Annotated in this window: 25 protein-coding genes; 12 read left to right on the forward strand and 13 right to left on the reverse strand. The window is 76.6% G+C overall.

Annotation, left to right across the window (positions count from 1 at the left end; translation table 11 throughout):
- Nucleotides 1-34: 34 nt before the first annotated feature.
- Nucleotides 35-847 (reverse strand): DUF4184 family protein, encoded by an 813-nt coding sequence (locus J5O08_RS02220; protein ID WP_218705195.1) that lies wholly within the window; start codon nucleotides 845-847, stop codon nucleotides 35-37.
- Between the two features lie 178 nt (nucleotides 848-1,025).
- Between J5O08_RS02220 and J5O08_RS02225 the strand changes: the two genes are divergently transcribed.
- Complete coding sequence (locus J5O08_RS02225; RefSeq protein ID WP_218705196.1) at nucleotides 1,026-1,628, forward strand: VanZ family protein; 603 nt, start codon at nucleotides 1,026-1,028, stop codon at nucleotides 1,626-1,628.
- 12 nt (nucleotides 1,629-1,640) lie between these two features.
- Here the strand turns inward: J5O08_RS02225 and J5O08_RS02230 are convergent, their stop codons facing one another.
- Entirely contained in the window at nucleotides 1,641-2,042 is a 402-nt protein-coding gene (locus tag J5O08_RS02230) for a VOC family protein (protein ID WP_218705197.1), read from the reverse strand.
- A 116-nt stretch (nucleotides 2,043-2,158) separates the two neighbouring features.
- Between J5O08_RS02230 and J5O08_RS02235 the strand changes: the two genes are divergently transcribed.
- Genes J5O08_RS02235 through J5O08_RS02245 form a run of 3 tightly spaced genes read left to right on the forward strand, consistent with a single transcriptional unit; the run spans nucleotide 2,159 to nucleotide 4,294 of the window.
- Nucleotides 2,159-3,142 (forward strand): alpha/beta fold hydrolase, encoded by a 984-nt coding sequence (locus J5O08_RS02235; protein ID WP_308281264.1) that lies wholly within the window; start codon nucleotides 2,159-2,161, stop codon nucleotides 3,140-3,142.
- Nucleotides 3,143-3,151: 9 nt separating this feature from the next.
- Complete coding sequence (locus J5O08_RS02240) at nucleotides 3,152-3,727, forward strand: dihydrofolate reductase family protein (RefSeq protein ID WP_308281266.1); 576 nt, start codon at nucleotides 3,152-3,154, stop codon at nucleotides 3,725-3,727.
- A gap of 42 nt (nucleotides 3,728-3,769) precedes the next feature.
- A complete protein-coding gene (locus J5O08_RS02245; protein WP_218705199.1) occupies nucleotides 3,770-4,294 on the forward strand; it encodes a hypothetical protein in 525 nt (174 codons plus the stop codon).
- Between the two features lie 74 nt (nucleotides 4,295-4,368).
- Here the strand turns inward: J5O08_RS02245 and J5O08_RS02250 are convergent, their stop codons facing one another.
- Together J5O08_RS02250 and J5O08_RS02255 are read right to left on the reverse strand one after the other, a co-directional pair.
- Nucleotides 4,369-4,539, reverse strand: a complete 171-nt coding sequence (locus J5O08_RS02250; RefSeq protein WP_217615678.1) for a DUF1059 domain-containing protein — start codon at nucleotides 4,537-4,539, stop codon at nucleotides 4,369-4,371.
- Between the two features lie 58 nt (nucleotides 4,540-4,597).
- Nucleotides 4,598-5,698: an EAL domain-containing protein gene (locus tag J5O08_RS02255; protein WP_218705200.1), complete on the reverse strand. Its 1,101-nt coding sequence runs from the start codon at nucleotides 5,696-5,698 to the stop codon at nucleotides 4,598-4,600.
- A 226-nt stretch (nucleotides 5,699-5,924) separates the two neighbouring features.
- Here J5O08_RS02255 and J5O08_RS02260 point away from each other — a divergent pair, with 226 nt between their 5' ends.
- Nucleotides 5,925-6,830: a hypothetical protein gene (locus tag J5O08_RS02260; protein ID WP_218705201.1), complete on the forward strand. Its 906-nt coding sequence runs from the start codon at nucleotides 5,925-5,927 to the stop codon at nucleotides 6,828-6,830.
- Entirely contained in the window at nucleotides 6,827-7,231 is a 405-nt protein-coding gene (locus tag J5O08_RS02265; protein WP_218705202.1) for a GntR family transcriptional regulator, read from the forward strand. Before J5O08_RS02260 ends, J5O08_RS02265 begins: the two co-directional genes overlap by 4 nt.
- Before the next feature lie 12 nt (nucleotides 7,232-7,243).
- On the opposite strand, the gene J5O08_RS02270 is transcribed toward J5O08_RS02265, so the two are convergent.
- From J5O08_RS02270 to J5O08_RS02285, 4 genes are all read right to left on the reverse strand, one after another.
- A complete protein-coding gene (locus tag J5O08_RS02270; protein ID WP_308281268.1) occupies nucleotides 7,244-7,606 on the reverse strand; it encodes a VOC family protein in 363 nt (120 codons plus the stop codon).
- The gene (locus tag J5O08_RS02275) at nucleotides 7,603-7,791 is read right to left on the reverse strand and encodes a hypothetical protein (protein ID WP_218705203.1); all 189 of its coding nucleotides are present in this window, start codon (nucleotides 7,789-7,791) and stop codon (nucleotides 7,603-7,605) included. The genes J5O08_RS02270 and J5O08_RS02275 overlap by 4 nt, the downstream gene beginning before the upstream one ends.
- 82 nt (nucleotides 7,792-7,873) lie before the next feature.
- Nucleotides 7,874-9,172 carry a DUF6596 domain-containing protein gene (locus tag J5O08_RS02280; protein WP_308281269.1) on the reverse strand — a complete coding sequence of 433 codons (1,299 nt, stop codon included), beginning with the start codon at nucleotides 9,170-9,172 and terminating at the stop codon, nucleotides 7,874-7,876.
- Nucleotides 9,145-9,567 (reverse strand): YciI family protein, encoded by a 423-nt coding sequence (locus tag J5O08_RS02285; protein ID WP_308281270.1) that lies wholly within the window; start codon nucleotides 9,565-9,567, stop codon nucleotides 9,145-9,147. Before J5O08_RS02285 ends, J5O08_RS02280 begins: the two co-directional genes overlap by 28 nt.
- A gap of 156 nt (nucleotides 9,568-9,723) precedes the next feature.
- On the opposite strand from J5O08_RS02285, the gene J5O08_RS02290 reads away from it, so the two are divergent.
- Nucleotides 9,724-9,987, forward strand: a complete 264-nt coding sequence (locus J5O08_RS02290; protein WP_218705204.1) for a hypothetical protein — start codon at nucleotides 9,724-9,726, stop codon at nucleotides 9,985-9,987.
- Nucleotides 9,984-10,370: a PIN domain-containing protein gene (locus tag J5O08_RS02295; RefSeq protein WP_218705205.1), complete on the forward strand. Its 387-nt coding sequence runs from the start codon at nucleotides 9,984-9,986 to the stop codon at nucleotides 10,368-10,370. The genes J5O08_RS02290 and J5O08_RS02295 overlap by 4 nt, the downstream gene beginning before the upstream one ends.
- 24 nt (nucleotides 10,371-10,394) lie before the next feature.
- Here J5O08_RS02295 and J5O08_RS02300 read toward each other — a convergent pair whose 3' ends face one another.
- From J5O08_RS02300 to J5O08_RS02310, 3 genes are all read right to left on the reverse strand, one after another.
- Nucleotides 10,395-11,123, reverse strand: a complete 729-nt coding sequence (locus J5O08_RS02300; RefSeq protein WP_218705206.1) for a class I SAM-dependent methyltransferase — start codon at nucleotides 11,121-11,123, stop codon at nucleotides 10,395-10,397.
- A gap of 10 nt (nucleotides 11,124-11,133) precedes the next feature.
- Nucleotides 11,134-11,505 (reverse strand): hypothetical protein, encoded by a 372-nt coding sequence (locus tag J5O08_RS02305; protein ID WP_218705207.1) that lies wholly within the window; start codon nucleotides 11,503-11,505, stop codon nucleotides 11,134-11,136.
- Between the two features lie 102 nt (nucleotides 11,506-11,607).
- Nucleotides 11,608-11,943, reverse strand: coding sequence for a cupin (locus J5O08_RS02310; protein ID WP_218705208.1), 336 nt, complete (start codon nucleotides 11,941-11,943; stop codon nucleotides 11,608-11,610).
- Between the two features lie 111 nt (nucleotides 11,944-12,054).
- Here J5O08_RS02310 and J5O08_RS02315 point away from each other — a divergent pair, with 111 nt between their 5' ends.
- Nucleotides 12,055-12,792 (forward strand): class I SAM-dependent methyltransferase, encoded by a 738-nt coding sequence (locus J5O08_RS02315; protein WP_308281271.1) that lies wholly within the window; start codon nucleotides 12,055-12,057, stop codon nucleotides 12,790-12,792.
- An 18-nt stretch (nucleotides 12,793-12,810) separates the two neighbouring features.
- Here the strand turns inward: J5O08_RS02315 and J5O08_RS02320 are convergent, their stop codons facing one another.
- Nucleotides 12,811-13,944 (reverse strand): AI-2E family transporter, encoded by a 1,134-nt coding sequence (locus J5O08_RS02320; RefSeq protein ID WP_308281272.1) that lies wholly within the window; start codon nucleotides 13,942-13,944, stop codon nucleotides 12,811-12,813.
- Nucleotides 13,945-14,171: 227 nt separating this feature from the next.
- On the opposite strand from J5O08_RS02320, the gene J5O08_RS02325 reads away from it, so the two are divergent.
- Both J5O08_RS02325 and J5O08_RS02330 read left to right on the forward strand, forming a co-directional pair.
- Nucleotides 14,172-14,339 (forward strand): hypothetical protein, encoded by a 168-nt coding sequence (locus J5O08_RS02325; protein ID WP_218705210.1) that lies wholly within the window; start codon nucleotides 14,172-14,174, stop codon nucleotides 14,337-14,339.
- 67 nt (nucleotides 14,340-14,406) lie between these two features.
- A complete protein-coding gene (locus J5O08_RS02330) occupies nucleotides 14,407-15,411 on the forward strand; it encodes a LacI family DNA-binding transcriptional regulator (protein ID WP_218705211.1) in 1,005 nt (334 codons plus the stop codon).
- 12 nt (nucleotides 15,412-15,423) lie between these two features.
- On the opposite strand, the gene J5O08_RS02335 is transcribed toward J5O08_RS02330, so the two are convergent.
- Nucleotides 15,424-16,110 (reverse strand): MBL fold metallo-hydrolase, encoded by a 687-nt coding sequence (locus J5O08_RS02335; protein ID WP_218705212.1) that lies wholly within the window; start codon nucleotides 16,108-16,110, stop codon nucleotides 15,424-15,426.
- Nucleotides 16,111-16,210: 100 nt separating this feature from the next.
- On the opposite strand from J5O08_RS02335, the gene J5O08_RS02340 reads away from it, so the two are divergent.
- Nucleotides 16,211-16,981: a ParA family protein gene (locus J5O08_RS02340; protein ID WP_218705213.1), complete on the forward strand. Its 771-nt coding sequence runs from the start codon at nucleotides 16,211-16,213 to the stop codon at nucleotides 16,979-16,981.
- Nucleotides 16,982-17,060 lie beyond the last annotated feature (79 nt).

A 17,060-nucleotide genomic window follows, 5' to 3' on the forward strand; every position in this document is an offset into this window, starting at 1 on the left:
CTCTCCGGGTCGGCGACGGGATCTCCCGCCGACGCTAGCGCGCGCCGGCCGGCCGCGCCGTCCTCGCCCGCGCGACGCGGCCCAGCCACCACGCCGCGGCCGCCACGAGCACGGCCAGGACGAGAGCGGTGCCCCCGTCCTTCGCCGCCGCGGACAGGACGGCCTCGACGCCCGACCCCGTCGCACCGAGGACACCGACGACGACGCCCCCGATCCCGGCCGCGACGACGGCGCCGACTCCGACGACCTGGAGGCGTCCGAGCGCCGGGCGACCGCCGGCGCGCCGCCACGCGAGGAGCCGTCGCCCCGCCCAGAGCGCGAGCACCAGAAGCCCGGCGGCCGTGCTGAGGTGCTGCAGCACGCGCGCGGCGGTAACCCCGGAGACGAGCGGCTCGCGCAACCAGGCCACTCGCTGCACCAGGGCCCCGTCGCCGTGGGTGAACGCGTCCCAGACCACGTGCGTGAGGACGCCGAGGACCAGGGACACGACCAGCCAGGCGGCGGTGCGCGAGATGGATCCCGAGGCGGCTCCGCGCGGAGCACCTGCCCCGCGCCGCTCCTCCGGCTCCCCCGGACCGGTCGCGACCAGCGCCCGCAGCGGCGCGCGCACCAGCCACCACAGCCCGAGCAGCAGCGCGGCGGAGGGGACGGCCACCGTGAGCGCGCCCGGCCACGCGTGCGTCGTCGTCGCGTTCACGAACGGCTCGTACCAGGACCCCGCCGACCGCGGCAGGGGCAGGAAGTACGGCACGTCGGGTGCCAGTGCGCCGGCGACGAGCGCGGCCGGGACGAGCGGCCGCCGGGCGAGCGGGAGGACGGCGGCGGGGTGGGCGAGCGTGAAGGGCACCGGAGCAGCCTGCCTGCCGAGGCGCGCCCCGGCGTCCACCCGGGGTGGGACCCGCGACCGTGCTGGTCACCGCGCCGTCCGACCCCGGGTGGACGCGGCGGGCCACGCGCCGTGCCACGGTGGCGAGGGGCCGGTCCCGCCGACCGCGCCCGTCCGCCGAGCAGGAAGAGCAGCGCCCGTGTTCCGCCAGGTCCCCGTCCTCCCCGTCGTCCTCCCCCTGGCCGCCGCTGCGCTCGCCGCGCTGCTCGGGTCGCTGCGCCGTCGCGGACGGCTCACCGCACCGCGCGCGCTCGTCGCGCTGGCGCTCTGCGTCTACCTCGCCGGAGTCGTGGCGAACACGGTCTTCCCGATCTACCTGGACAAGCCGGTGGGCGACGCGTCGTGGACCAGCCAGGCGGTGCTGGTCCCGTTCGCCGACTACGAGGTCGCCGATGCCCTGATGAACGTGGCGGTCTTCGTGCCGCTCGGGATCCTGCTGGCACTGGTCCTCGAGCGGTCGTCGTGGTGGCGCCCTGTGGTCGCGGCCGCGGGTGTGAGCCTCGTGATCGAGGTCGTCCAGCTGCTCTCGACCCACCTCCTGGGCAGCGGCCACGTGGCCGACGTGAACGACCTCCTGTGGAACGTCGTCGGCGGAGCCGCGGGCGTCGCCGTCCTCGCCGTCGCCGCCCGCGTCCCGGTGACGCGCGGGCACGTCGAGCGGTTCCGCTGGGACGCCGCCCCGGCCCCGGCCATTGCCGCGGACGCCGAGCCGAGCCGCCGGGTCACGGCCGACGCCGGCTGACTCCCGCAGCACTCACCACGCGGCTCCGGGCTCGTACGTGCCGAGGGTCCACTCGCGTCCCTGCGGGTCGAGCACGCGCGCCCGGCGGCTCCCCCACGGCGTGTCCTCGGGCTCGACGACCACCCGGGCGCCGGCGGCGCGTGCGCGCTCCGTGAACGCGTCCACCGCAGCCGGCTCCTCGACCAGCAGGTAGACCCCGCTGCCCGTCGACCTGCCCACGAGCGGCGGCCGCTGGTAGGCGGCGTCGTCGCTCGCCACCATCACGACGGCGTCGCCGAGCCGGAGCTCGGCGTGCACCACGGCGCCCGTGGCGTCGTCCTGGCGGCGGACCTCGACGAAGCCGACGGCGGCGAGCCAGTCCAGCGCCGCGGGCCCGTCGGGGTAGCTCACGTACGCGAACAGCCGTGCGCCCATCGCACCGACCTCCCAGGGACCACGTGCTGCTCCAGGGTCCGCCGCCGGCCCGCGCTACGACAAGACCCGGCGCGCGTCGACGCCACGAACCGCCCGGTGCTCGTACCGTGTCGAGGGTGCACCCGCCCACGGAACCGTCCGACTCCGGCTGGCTCGACCGCCCCGGCGGCGTCCGGCTGTACTGGGAGGAGTCCGGCACCCGGGCGGGCCTCCCCGCGCTGTACCTGCACGGCGGACCGGGCAGCGGGCTCGGGCGTGGTGCGTACCGACGCCGGTTCGACCCGTCGCGCTACCGCGTCGTGGGCCTGGACCAGCGCGGCTGCGGCCGCAGCACCCCGTGGGCGGTCGACGACCTCGACCACCTGGACGAGATCACCACCGGCACGCTCGTCGAGGACGTCGAGGCGCTCCGCGAGCACCTCGGGATCGACGCGTGGCTGGTGCACGGCGTGTCGTGGGGGTCCACGCTCGCCCTGGCGTACGCCCTCGCGCACCGGGACCGCGTCACCGCGCTCGTGCTCACCGCCGTGACCACCGGCGGGCGCGACGAGATCGACTGGATCACCGAGGGAGTGGGCCGCGTCTTCCCCGAGGCCTGGCACCGGTTCGCCGCCGACGTCCCCGACGGCGTGCGCGTCGTCGAGCACTACGCGCGCCGGCTCCGCGACCCCGACCCGGACGTGCGGGTGGCCGCCGCCGACGCGTGGGACGCCTGGGAGTCGACGCACGTGTCGCTCGACCCGGGCTGGACGCCGGGCCCGCTGCACGACGACCTTCGGGAGCGCGCCAACTTCGCGACGCTCGTGACGCACTTCTGGGCCCACGACTGCTTCCTGGCGGGCGACGAGGCGGTGCTGGCCCGTGCGCACCGGCTCGCCGGCGTCCCGTGCGTGCTCGTCCACGGCCGGCGCGACATCAGCGGTCCCGCGATCACGCCGTGGCGGCTGCACCGGGCGTGGCCCGGCAGCGAGCTGCACGTCGTCGAGTCCGAGGGGCACGGGGGTGACGTCGAGATGGAGCTCACCCGGCGCGCGATCGACGGGCTCGCCGACCGGGGTCGGCGCGGTGGGCAGCCGCTGCGCCGGGAGGACCGGACCTAGGCTCGGCGCGTGCTGATCTACTCGATGAGCGTCACGCTGGACGGCTTCGTCACCGACCGCACCGGCGGGTTCGCGTGGAGCGCGCCGTCCGAGGACCAGTTCCGGTTCAGCCTGGCGCAGGTCGGCGAGCTCGGCGCGTACCTGTGCGGCCGGCAGCTCTACGAGACGATGCTGCCCTGGGAGACCGACCCGCTGATGCGGAGCACGACGCTGGGCGACGCGTTCGCCGACGTGTGGGCCGCCCTGCCCAAGGTGGTGTTCAGCCGCACGCTCGACCGGGTCGAGGGCAACGCGCGGCTCGCGAGGGGGTCGGTGGCCGAGGAGGTCGCCGCCGCGCTCGCGTGCTCGGACCGGGACGTGTCCGTCGGCGGGGCGGACCTGGCGGCGCAGGCGATCGCGCTCGGCCTGCTGGACGAGGTGCGGGCGTTCCGGAACCCGCTGGTGGTCGGGGGCGGGACGCCGTTCCTGCCGCCCGTGGCGGAACCGCTCCACCTGGAGCTCGTGGAGACGCGGACGTTCGGGTCGCGCGTGGTCTACGAGCGCTACCGCCGCTCCTCGGGTGCGCCCGCCGCCGACGCGGGGTGACGACCAGGGCGCAGCAGCCCGCGCCCCGCTAGCGTGCCTCGCATGGCCGACCCCGCGACCTGGTTCGACGGCGACGCCCCGCGGTCCCCCGACGAGGCGAGGTTCCTCGCGGCGCTGCGGGAGCGCCACGAGGTGTGGGAGTCGGCGGGCCTCGACCCGTCGGGCACCCGCGTCCGGACCGTCCTGCGTCCGCTGCACCTCCAGGTGGACGTCCCCGCTCTCCCGCCTCGGCACGTCAACCTCCAGGTCGGGTTCTGGACGTCGGGGCCGCGCGGGACGGGCGTCGAGGGCGGGTGGGGCGGCAGCCACCTCCTCGACGGCGGCCCCGCCGGGGCGCTGGAGCTCTTCGGCCTGCCCGCCACCCCCGGGGAGCTCGCGGACCTCACGGCGCGGTGGCTCGCGACGGCGCTCGCCGCACCGGTCGAGCGGGCCGACTGGCTCGACCCCGCGGGCGACGTCGTGGCGAGCCGGTGGACGCTGCCGGGGTCCGGGGTGATCGGGGCGCCGGGCCGCCGTCCCGCGCGGTGGCGGCGACGCCCGCCGGACCGCGTCGAACGGGTGCGCTGACGCCCCCACGTCCAGGACGACGGGGGCCGGCCCCGCCAGGCGGCAGGACCGGCCTCCGGTGCGCACGGCGTGCGTCAGGCCGGGACCATCGCCCCGCGGACCTGCGCGACGAGCTCGGCGGGGACCTCCGTGAGGCCGTGGTCCTGCTGGGCGTGCTGGGCCACCTGGGCGAGGATCTCGTCCTCGGTGCCGGTGAACGCGCGGGCGCAGCCCGGGACGACGTCCCCGCAGCGGAATGCCTTCATGGTGGTGTCCTCTTCCTGGTCTCGGGCCCCGGCGGGGTCCCTCGTCTATCGGCGTGGATCAGGTCCCTGATGAGTCGCAGAGCGCGAGCAGCAGGATGTCGATCGGCACGGTCCCGAGGACCTCGCCGTTGGCCGCGGTGCACACCAGCGGGTCCCACCGTCGGGGCTCGGGGCGGAGCATCGCCCGCCGCGCCACCTCCGCGAGCGACGCGCTGGGGGCGACCGTCATGGCGGGCACCCACGCCCCCGACCCGTCACGCACCCCGGCGACCAGACCGCTGTCCGCGAGCAGCACGTCGTCCCGGTCGCGGTCCGCCCCGGCCCGGGCCGGGCGCACGAGGCTCGCCACGTTGCCGGTGAGCGACACCCGCGAGGCGGTCGCGCGGATGTGCGCGGCGTCCTCGTCGGGCAGCGTCGCGAGCATCTGCGGCTGCGGGCGGCCGAGTGCCCAGCCCTGCCCCAGCGGCACGCCGAGGCCGATCAGGGCCTCCAGCTCGCCGCGCGTCTCGACCCCCTCGGCGAGGATCCACCCGTCCATCCGGCCGACCAGGTCGCCGAACACCTCGGCGAGCGCCCGCTTCACCGGATCGGTGTCGATGCCGGTCACCAGGGCGCGGTCGAGCTTGACGATGTCGGGGCGCAGGGCGAGGAGCAGCTCGAGGCCCGCGTAACCGGTCCCGGCGTCGTCCATGGCGACGAGCGCACCCGCGGACCTGGCCCGGCCGAGCACCGCCATGGCGTGGCCGGCCTCGTCGACCCGGGTGTGCTCCGTGAGCTCCAGGACGACGCGGGACAGGTCGCCGTGCCGGAGCAGGGCGCCCGCGACGAGGTCGTCGGCGAGCAGGTGGGGGTCGACGTTGACGGTGAGGAACGTGTTGGGCGGCAGATCGGCCCGCGTGGCGACGGCCCGCTCCAGCACGCGCGCCTGCAGCGCCGGGTTCGCCCCCCAGCGCTGCGCGGCCGCGAACCAGACGTCCGGGGTCGCGCGCCACGGGCCGTCGAACCGGGACAGCAGCTCGTAGCCGGCGACGGATCCCGTGGTGAGGTCCACGATCGGCTGCGCGTGCAAGGCGTGCGCGGCGGGTTCGTCGAGGACGGACCGCAGGGCGTCCCGCCAGCGCGGGTCGTCGACCGGCGGGGCCGCGGGCTCGGCATCCATCGCGGCTCCCCTCTCGGACCTCGCGCGCGGACGGGGCGGCGGCGGCCGGCCCGGGGGGTCGACGGTACGGGGCGGACTCCCCCGGGATGCGCTCCCCGGGCGCTCCGACCAGGGGTTTCACCCCCTGCGCGGCGGGGTTCACCCGGCGCCACCCCGACGCGGGGTGCTGGACGCGGGATAGGCCCACTGCTTCAATGAACCACGTCAACGACTCATTGGAGGTCTCGTGGCCGCGCTGGTGCTCCTCGTCCTGCTCGCCGTGCTCACCGGAGCGGTGGTGCTCGCCGTGCACGTCGTCGTCACGCGACGAGCCGGCCCCGACTCCGCGGCGCCGTCCGTCGCGCTCGCCGCGCGACGGCACGAGACGTTCGTCTCGGTCGTCGCCGCGCTCGCCAGCGCGGGTGCCACGGTCGCCTTCCTCATGCTGCCGTCGCTGCCGCTCTCGCCGGCGGGCGGCCAGCGCGGCGCGGGCTACGCGCTGGGCGCCGCCACCGCGCCCTACGTCGGGGCCGTCGCGCTCTGCCTCGTCCGGGCGGTGGGCGAGCGCACGTGGCCCCGGCCGCGCGGCACGGTGCGGACGGCCCCGCTCACGAGGCGCACGCCGGTGAGCACCGGCGGCTGGCGGCTGGCCGTCCTGGCAGCCACGCTCGGCACCGGCGTCCTCGCGGTCCTGCTCTACGGCGCGACCGCGACGCCCGACGGCCAGCGGGTCGCGCACACCGTCATGGGGGACGGCGGCCCGGTCACGTGGGGAGCCCGCGGGCCCTACCCGGGCTGGTACTACGGCGGCCCGATCCTCGTCGGGCTCGCCGCGGTGGCGGTCGCGACGCTGCTCGCCCTGCGCGTGCTGACCCGGCGTCCGCCGCTCCCGCTCGTCACGACCGAGCACGACGACGCGGTCCGCCGGCTCGCCGCCGCACGCCTGCTCGCGGGAGCGCAGCTCTGGGCAGGGGCGGGCGTGGGTCTCACCATGCTGTTCGCCGCCCTGGCGCTGCAGCGCACGCCTGTGGCCGCGGCCCTCTCGGCACTGGGTGGCACCGCGGTCCTGATCGGCTCGATGGTCGTCGCCGGCACCGCGGTGGCTGCGCGCCACGTCCCGCGTCCGCGTCCGCTCGCCGGGATCGCCGCGTGACCGAGCTCCGCGTCGACCTGACGGCCGCGACCCCCGTCTACGAGCAGATCCGCTCCCAGCTCGCGGCGCTCGTGGCCGTGGGCGCACTCGGGCCGGGCGATCGGCTGCCCGCCTCCCGCGACCTCGCACGGGACCTCGGCGTCGCGGTCGGGACCGTGCAGCGCGCGTACCGGGAGCTGGAGGCCGCCGGTGTCGTGCACGCCCGCCGGCGGACCGGGACCGTCGTGGCCGGGGACGTGCCACGTCTGCCGCGGTCGGGTCCGGACCCCACCGCCGACCGCGCCGACCTGCTGACCGACGTGCGCGCCCTGGTCGCGCGCGCCCGCGCGGCGGGCCTGGACGACGGCGAGCTCTTGCTGCTGGTGCGCGGCGCGCAGGCCGAGCTCCGCGTCAGCGGCTGATCCCCGCCGCCGTCAGGCCGGTTGCCAGAGCTCGACCCGGTTCCCCTCCGGGTCGGTGACCCAGCCGAACCGCCCGACCCCCTCCATGTCCTGCGTCTCCGTCGCGACGTCGGCGCCCCGCTCCCGGAGCTGCTCGAGCATCGCGTCGAGGTCGCGGACCCGGAAGTTCAGCATCGTCTGCTGCTGCGGCGACCCGAAGTAGTCGGTGTCCGGGTCGAACGCCGCGAACACCGTCGGGCCGGCCTCCTGGTGCCACAGGCCGTGGGCGTCGTCCTCGATCCCGAGCAGGTCCCGGTACCAGACCGTCAGGGCCTCGGGGTCCCGCGCCCGCAGGAAGTAGCCGCCGATGCCGAGCACCCGCTCCGGGCCGGTCACCGGCCGGCCACCACGAGCACGACCACCGCGGCGAGCAGCAGGAACGGGACCGCCTCGGCCAGGACCGCCGCAGCCGACCTCGGCGTGCGGGGCGGCGCGTCGCGGAACGACGGGCCGAGCGGGGCGTCGTTGGTGCCGGGACGCTCGCCGAGCGTCCGCGTGTCGGTCCGGTCGTCGTCGGGCACGGCTCCCCCGTCCGGGTCGGGTGGTCTTCGGCCCGAGCCTGCCAGCGCGGCGACGCCCGTGTACAGGGCCGGCGCGGTGGTCTCACCCGGCCGGCAGGGCCGCGATCTTGTCCTGCAGCACCCGGCGCTCCCGCGGGTTCGGGCACAGCGCCGCCGCGCGGGCGAGGTCGTCGCGCGCCTCGGCGTCCCGGCCGAGCCGCCGGAGCAGCTCCCCGCGCACCGAGGGCAGCAGGTGCGACCCGGCGAGCGCACCGGAGTCCGCCAGCCGCTCGACGAGCGCGAGCCCCGCCGCCGGGCCGTGCGCCATCGCGACGGCCACCGCCCGGTTCAGGTCGACGACCGGCGAGGGCGCGAGCCGGCCGAGCGCGTCGTAGAGCAGCACGACGCGCTCCCAGTCCGTCGCCGCGACCGAGGGCGCGACCGCGTGGCACTCCGCGATCGCCGCCTGCAGCCCGTACGCGCCCAGCCCGTTCCCCGCCCGGCCCGCCGCCGCCAGCGCGGCCCGGCCCCGGCGGATCGCCGCCCGGTCCCACCGACGCCGGTCCTGGTCCTCGAGCAGCACCACCGAGCCGTCGTCGGCCACCCGCGCGGGGAACCGCGCTGCGGTGAGCTCCAGGAGCGCGAGCAGACCCAGCACCTCCGGCTCGTCGGGCGTCAGGTGCGCGAGCACCCGCGCCAGCCGGACGCCCTCCCGCGCGAGGTCGGGCCGCAGCAGGTCGTCCCCGGAGGTGGCCGTCGAGCCCTCGGTGAACACGAGGTACACCACCGCGAGGACCGACGCCAGACGCTCGCGGCGCTCCGGCCCCGACGGCACCGCGAACGGGACCCGGGCGGCGGTGAGCGTCTTCTTGGCGCGGGTGATGCGCGCCTGCACGGTCGCGGTCGGCACCAGGAACGCGCGCCCGATCTCCTCGGTGGTCAGGCCGCCGACGACCCGGAGGGTCAGCGCCACCTGCGCCTCGCGCGAGAGCACCGGGTGGCAGGCGACGAACATGAGGGCGAGGACGTCGTCACCGACCGCGTCCGGGTCGTGCAGCAGGTCGGCGTCGCCGGCCGGCCCGTCGCCCCGCCCCGCGTCCCGCGCGAGCGCGGCGTACCGGTCGTCGAGCGCCGCACGCCGCCGGAACGCGTCCACGGCGCGCCGCCGCCCCGAGGTCACGAGCCAGCCGGCGGGGTTCACGGGCACGCCGTCCCGCGGCCAGGCGACCAGCGCCTCGGCCAGCGCCTCCTGCGCCACGTCCTCCGCCAGGGCGAGGTCGCCGGTGGACCGCGCCAGGGTCGCCACGATCCGGGCGGCGCTCGTCCGCCAGACCGCCTCGACCGCGGCGCGGCCCTCCCCCGGCGCGTCCGGGCTCAGAGCTGACCCGTCGCCTCGCGCCACGCCCGCTCCCGCTGGATCCACGGGTTGTCCTGGGGGAACTCGTCGATGCTCGCGATCCGCCGGATCTCCACCTTGGCGGCCGGGAAGGTGAGCGGCGCGCGCTTCGCCCACTCGACCGCCTCGGCCTGCGATCCGACGTCCAGGATCCAGTAGCCGCCGAACAGCTCCTTCACCTCCCCGTACGGGCCGTCCGTGGCGACCGGCGGGGTCTGCGCGTAGTCGACGACGACGCTCTCCGTCGGGTCGTCGGACAGCCCCTCCATCGCCACGAGCACGCCGGCCGCGACCAGCTCCTCGTTGTACCGGCTCATGGTCTCGATCGAGTCCTCGTACGAGCTCGCGTCGCCGGCGGGCGCCGCCTCCCCCGACGAGCGCATGATCAGCATGTACTTCACGGTCGTGCCTCCCTGGTGCCGGGTCCTCGTCCGGACCCTCTCACCCAGGAGTCGAACGGGGAACCCGCGGATCGACACGGACGCCGTACGTCCGCTCAGGGGCTGAGCACACGCGACCGGGTGTACCACCTGCGAAGGCGGAGGTACACTGTGCCCATGCCGACCGCGCTCCCCCGGACCCAGGTCACGCACACCGCCTCGGTGCAGCACGCCCTCGACGTCGCGCGCCGGAGGTGGCCGGGCCAGCGCCCGGGTGCGTTGCTCGCGCACCTCATCGAGGAGGGCGCGCGGGCCATCGAGCAGGACCAGCGGTCGGACGACGCCGAGCGGCGCCGGCGGGTCCACGCCGTCTCGCAGAAGTACGCGGGCACGTACGGAGCGGGCTACCTCGACGACCTTCGCCAGGACTGGGACGCGTGATCGTCCTCGACGCCGGCGTGCTCATCGGGTTCCTCGAGCCCGCGGACGCGCACCACGAGCGCGCCGTCGCCCTCCTCGCGGAGGCGCACGAGCCGCTGGTCGTGCATCCCCTCACGCTCGCGGAGGTCCTGGTCGGGCCCGCCCGCGTGCACCGGGAGCGCGAGATGCACGACGACCTCCGCGGGCTCGGCGTCCGGACCGCGGCTCTCGGCGACGACGAACCCGTGCTGCTCGCCCGGCTCCGCGCGGACACGCGTCTCAAGATGCCCGACGTCTGCGTGCTGGCGACCGCGGTCGGACTCGACCTGACGCTCGCGACGTTCGACGCCCGGCTCGCCACGGCGGCCCGGGCCTACGGCGTGCTCCACGAGGCCCGCGGCTGACGACCCGCGGCGCGCGATCCTCCCTCAGGCCGGCGGGCGCCGGGCCAGGACGACGTGCTCCAGACCGGGCCGGTCCGGCGCGTCCCGCACGGCGACGACGTCCAGGCCCGCCGCTGCCAGCGACGCGCGCACCCCGTCCAGCGACCGGAACCGCAGCGTCGACGACGACGCGACCTCGCGGCCGTCCGGGAAACGGAACACCGAGCGGAACGACACCAGCGGGAGCGCGACCTCGGTCACGGCGAACTCCTCGACGACCCGTCCCACGCCGGGCACGTCCCGTGCGCCCCCGCCGTCACCCGCGGCCCAGGTCTCCCACGCCCGGGCCTCCGGCCGGCGGGTCTCCAGGACCAGGTGGCCGCCCGGGACGAGCGCGTCCCGGATGCCGCGCAGGGTGGCGGACCAGTCGTCGTCGGCCAGGAACACCTGGGCGACGTTCCCGGTCATCGTGGCCAGGTCGACCGCCAGCGGCGGCAGCGTCGTGGCGTCCCCGTGCACCCAGCTGACGCGATCGGCGCCGGGCTTCGCGCGGGCGACGTCGAGCGACGCCCCCGCCGGGTCCACGCCGACGACGTCCAGGCCGTCGCCTGCGAGCAGCAGCGCGAGCGTGCCGGTGCCGCAGCCGACGTCGAGGACCCGGCGCGCCCCGACCTCGCGCGCGACGGCCCGGTACAGGTCGAGGTCGGAGCGGTCGTCGTCGAAGACGTCGTAGAGCGGGGCGAGGCGCGGGTCGGCGAAGATCGGGTCGGGCACGCGCGCCACGCTACGGACGGGCGCCAAGGTCGCGCGACGGGTTTCCGCCGGGCGCCGCCGTCCCCGGCCCGGCGTCGGCGGGCGGCCGGGCCCGGAGCAGCGCCGCGCCGAGGGCGACGGCCAGCAGAGCCGGGCCGAGCACCGTCAGCGTCGTCGAGAGGTGGCTCAGCAGGGTCGCGAGCCACTGCGCGACCCGGACGCCCGAGCTGGTGTAGATCCGCAGCAGCGCCAGGTCGAACAGCGCCCCGAGCACGACCACCGACGCCCCGAGCCACGCCACCCGCCCCGGGGTCCAGCGGAGGCGCGCGAGACGGTCGCCGAGCGTCGGGCCCGGTGGCGGCTCGTCCTGCGTGGTCGCCGGGTCGTCGGGCCGGATCGTCACGGCGGGCCTCCTGGGGTCGGGCGCGCCTCGCTGCACGCCCTCCCGACCGTAGCCAGCGGCGGGACGCCCCCACAACGTGAGCTGCGCCGCGCGCCGCGCGCGTCAGCCGTGCGAGGGCTCCCCCGTCCCCGTGACGGTGGTCAGCAGGATCGCCGCGTCGCTCAGCGCCTCGACGCCGTGCCGGTCGTGCGTGAGCGTCGCCAGGAAGCCGGTCGGCAGCGTGTCCACCCGCTCGGCGCTGGACACGGCCACCGTGCCGCGGAGCACGAGGATGCTGCCCGCGGGCGGCGAGTTGTGCTCGGCGAGCCGGGTGCCGGTGCGCAGCGCGATGACGGTCTGCCGGAGCGGGCCGTCGTGCACCACGATCTGGGCGCTCCGGCCGTGCGGGTCCTGGTGGGCGAGGTCGATCTGCTCCTGCGCGAGCTGGTGCACGTCCATGCGGGGCTCCTCCCGGCGTCGTCGTCGGCTGACGCGTCCTACTCAACACGGCCGCGCGCCGGTCCGCTATTCCCTGGCCCGCCACGTCGCGCCGGTGGGAGCCTCGACGGCGTGACGGACGAGGACATCTGGACCGAGCGGGTCGCCGCGCGCTACGACGAGTCGAGCGCCGCCATGTTCGCCCCCGACGTGCTGGGGCCGACGGTGGACTTCCTGGCGGCGCGCGCCGACGGCGGGCGTGCGCTGGAGCTCGCGGTCGGCACCGGGCGCGTCGCGCTGGCGCTCGCCGACCGCGGGGTCCCCGTCGCCGGGATCGAGCTGTCCGAGCCGATGGCCGCCCGGCTCGCCGCCAAGCCCGGGGCGGAGCGGGTGCCGGTGACGATCGGCGACATGACGACGGCGACGGCGCCCGGGCGGTTCCGGCTCGTGTACCTCGTGTTCAACGGGATCACGAACCTGATGACCCAGGACGCCCAGGTCGCGTGCTTCGAGAACGCCGCCCGGCACCTGGAGCCCGGCGGGGCGTTCGTGTGCGAGGTGTTCGTGCCGCAGCTGCGCCGGCTCCCGCCGGGCGAGGTGGCGCTGCCGTTCGACGTGAGCGACGCGCACCTCGGGTTCGACCGGTACGACGTGGCCGAGCAGCGACTGGTGTCGCACCACTACACGGTCGAGCCCGACGGGTCGGTGAGCACCGGACGGTCGCCGCACCGGTACGTCTGGCCGGCGGAGCTCGACCTGATGGCGCGGATCGCGGGCATGCGCCTGACGGAGCGCTGGGCGGACTTCACGGAGGCGCCGTTCACCGCGGAGAGCACCTCCCACGTCTCGGTCTGGCGCACCCAGGCCTGACCCGCGGCCCCGGGCCCGTCAGCGGCCCTCGGTGACCTCGCGGCGCTTCTGCTGCGCCGGCCGCGCCGGCTCGTGGGGGCCGTTCCACACCTGGATCGCGCCCCAGATCGACGCGGCGATCGGCACGGCCAGCACCGCGCCGGTGATGCCCGCGAGCACGGTGCCGATGGTCAGGGCGACCAGGATGACCAGCGGGTGCAGCGCCAGCGACCGGGCCATGACGACCGGCTGCAGGAAGTTGCCCTCCAGCTGGTTCACCAGGATCACGATGCCGACCACGATCAGCGCCTCGACCGGCCCGAGCGCCACCAGCGTCACGAGCGCGGCCAGCGCGCCGGCCAGGGTCGCGCCCACGAGCGGGATGAACGCCAGCAGGAACACGAGCACCGACAGCGGGATCGCGAGCGGGACGCCCATGATCACCAGGCCGATGCCGATGCCGATCGCGTCGACCGCGGCGACGATGGCCGTACCGCGCACGTAGCCGCCCATGGTCTGCACCACGCGCCCGCCGACGCGCTGCCCGCGCCGGTAGCGCTCGCCCTCGAAGGGCCGGAGCAGGAACTCCCAGATGGTCGGGCCGTCCTTGAGGAAGAAGAACAGCACGACGACCATCAGCACGAACCCGGTGAGGAAGTTCGCCGTGGCGGACACGCCCGCGATGGCGCCCGCTCCGAAGCTGCTCGACGTGAGGAAGTCGGTCACCGCGGTGCGCGCGTCGGCGATCTGGTCGTCGGTGATCTGGATCGGCAGCCCGGTGAGCGAGTCCTGCAGCTCCCCGAAGCCGGCGACCGCCTGGTCCGCGAGGTCGTCCCACTGGTGGATCACCGAGTAGACGACCGCGGTGATCACGCCGCCGAGCACGCCGACGATCAGCACGAGGGCGATCCAGGTGGCCGCGATCGACGGCAGCCGGTGCCGGCGCAGCCAGGACACCAGCGGGTGGATCGCGGAGGCCAGCACGAGCGCGATGAGCACCGGCACCACGACGAGCGTCAGCCGGGTGATCGCGAACACCGCGACGGTGACCAGGGCCAGCAGCGCCAGGACCTGCACGGAGCGGGTGCCGATCCGGCCGAAGCCGTCCGCCCACAGCGCGCCGGCGCCCGGTCCGCGTCCGGCGTCGTCGCGGGCGACCTCCGCCGCGCGCACGGCGTCCCCGCCGCTCGGCGGCGTCGTCCTCCGTCGTCGGAACCACATGTGCCCGCCCCACCCCTTCCCGGTGTCCCTCTGCCGGGGACGGTACGGGGCGCCGACCAGGGCCGCGACCGGGCGCGCCGTCCGCGCCGGGACCGTCGGCCGGGTCCACCGTCCGGCGTACACGGATCTCCACCCCGGGGCCGATGCCGCGGGCGGGCGCCCCGGGGCAGGGTGGGGGCATGGCCCAGGACCGACCGCACCGCCTCGACGACGCGCGCGCCCGGCAGCGCGCGGCGCTCCTCGCGCGGCGCAGCCGGGCCCGCACGCGCCTCCCGCTGGACGTCGCGCTGCGGCTCGCCATGGACCCCGCGGTGCACGTGGCCGCGGGCGCCGACCGGCGCCGCTGACCCCGGTCCGCCGGCGGAGGCCGGGATCGCGCCTGGGCGCACCCCGCGCGCGGCTACGATCCCCGGCATGGGGCAGCGAGTGACCATCACCGACGTGGCGCGGGACGCGGGCGTCTCCGTCGCGACGGTGTCGAAGGTCATCAACGGCCGGTACGGGGTGGCGCAGGCGACCTCGACCCGGGTCATGGAGGTCATCGACCGGCTCGGCTACGAGTCGAGCCTGGTCGCGCGCAGCCTCCGGTCGCACCGCACGCACGTGCTCGGCATCCTCGTCGCGGAGTTCGAGCCGTTCTCCGCCGAGATCCTCAAGGGCGCGGCGACGGCGCTCGCGGACTCCGACTCCGGGTACGAGCTGCTCGCCTACACCGGCGGCCTGCACGGCCGCGGGGCCGGCTGGGAGCGGCGGTACCTGTCGCGGCTCAGCGGCACGCTGATCGACGGGGCCGTGCTGGTGACGCCGACGGTGGTCGAGGCCGACGCCGGGGTGCCGGTCGTCGCGATCGACCCGCACACCGGCCCGACCGGCCTGCCCACGGTCGACTCGGACAACCTCGCGGGCGCGGTGCTCGGGACGGAGCACCTGCTGGGGCTCGGGCACCGGCGGATCGCGTTCGTCGGGGGCAGGCCGGACCTGGAGTCGTCGCGCCTGCGCGAGCAGGGCTTCCGGCGGGCGATGGCCGCCGCGGGGGTCGCCGTCGACGAGGTGCTCGTCCGGGAGGGCGACTACCGCAAGGAGCCGACGCGGGAGCCGGTGCGCGCGCTGCTCAGCCTGCCGGACCGACCCACCGCGGTGTTCGCGGCGAACGACCTCTCGGCGATCGCGACGATCGAGGTCGCCCGCGAGCTCGGGCTGCACGTGCCGCGCGACCTGTCCGTGATCGGGTTCGACGACATCCCGGAGTCGGCGCAGACGGAGCCGCCGCTCACGACGGTGCACCAGCCGATCCAGCGCATGGGGGCGGCCGCGATCGCGCTGCTCACGGCACTGCTCGACGGCGGCGAGGCGCCGGACCCGCACGTGCGGCTGCCGACGTCCCTGGTCCGCCGCGGCTCGACCGCCCCGCCGGCCTGAGCCGGGCGCCGGTCAGGCGCCCGGGGTCCAGGTGTACGGGGCGCCGGCGGCGATGCGCACGTACTCCCCCGCGCCGCCCATGCCGCCGACCAGGCGGTCGGCCAGCGCCCGGCCCGGGTCCGACAGGATCGCGTCGTGGATCGGCGCGGCCACCCGCGGGCGCACGGCCCGGACGTAGTCGATCGCCTCGGCGAGCTTCAGCCACGGCCCGGCGACCGGCACGAGCAGCAGGTCGACCGCGGTCCCGGCGGGCGGCGGCGTGAACGAGTCGCCCGGGTGCAGCAGCGCCCCGTCCACCAGGTACGCGACGTTGTGCGCGCGCGGCACGTCGGGGTGGATCACGGCGTGCCACTCGCCCACCGCCCGGACGGCGAACCCGGCCGCGTCGAACGCGTCCCCGTCGGCCGCGGCGTGCACCCGGTCCGCGGGCGCGCCGGCCTCGGTGAGCTGCGCGACCACGCCCGCGGGCGCCCACACGTCGACCCCGGTGCGGGCGCCGAGCGCGGCCGCGAGGCGCGCGACGTCCACGTGGTCGACGTGCTCGTGGGTGATCAGCACGGCGTCGGCGTCGTCGAGGACGGTCGGGTCGCTGAACGAGCCCGGGTCGAGCACCAGGCGGTTGCCGTCGCGCTCCAGGCGGACACAGGCGTGGCCCCAGTGGGTGATCTCGGTCGTGCGGGCGGGGGTGCTGTCGGTCATGGGGCCAGCATCACCCCAGGTGGGCGCGACGTCGACCGGGGCGGCCCGGCGGGGCGGACGTGATTCCGCGAACGGCGGGCGGCCCGTTACCGTGTGCCCCGTGCTGGTGCTGGGAGTGTGCTCGCTCAAGGGCGGCGTGGGGAAGACATCGGTGACGCTCGGGCTGGCGTCCGCCGCGCTGGAGCGCGGGCTCCGCACGCTGGTGGTCGACCTCGACCCGCAGGGCGACAGCACGCTCGCGCTGGCCACCGCCGGCGCCGAGGCCGACGTCGCCGGGGTGCTCGACTCCCCCACGGCGGAGTCGATCGCCGCCGCCACCGCGCCCAGCGCCTGGGCCGAGGCCGGCCTGGACGTGCTGGTCGGCTCGGCCGCGTCCTCGCGGCACGACGCGTACGACGGCGCGGACACGGACGTCGACCGGCTGCGGTTCGCGCTGGCGTGGGTGCACGACTACGACCTGGTCCTGGTCGACTGCCCGCCGTCGCTCGGCGGCCTGACCCGCACCGGGCTGACGGCGTGCGACCGCGCGGTCGTCGTGACCGAGCCCGGGCTGTTCTCGGTCACGGCGGTCGGCCGCGCGATGAAGACCATCGACGACCTCCGCCGCGGTCCGGCGGGCCAGCTCCAGCCCCTGGGCGTGGTCGTGAACCGGGTCAAGGCGCGGTCCGTGGAGCAGGCGTTCCGGCTCGACGAGCTCCGCGGGCTGTACGGACCGCTGGTGCTGACCCCGTTCGTCCCGGAGCGCGCCGCGCTGCAGCAGGCCCAGGGCGCGGCGCAGCCGGTGCACGCGTGGCCGGGCGCCGGCGCGCGCGAGGTCGCGGGCGCGTTCGAGGAGCTGCTGGACCGCGCGCTGCGGGCCCCGCGCACCTGACGACCGGAGCCACGCACAGGGCGAGTGGAGCCGCGCACAGGGCGAGTGGAACCGGGTGGAGTGTTCTGCCCGACACGCC

The sequence above is a fragment of the Cellulomonas sp. PS-H5 genome (assembly GCF_019265565.1).
Classification (GTDB): domain Bacteria; phylum Actinomycetota; class Actinomycetes; order Actinomycetales; family Cellulomonadaceae; genus Cellulomonas.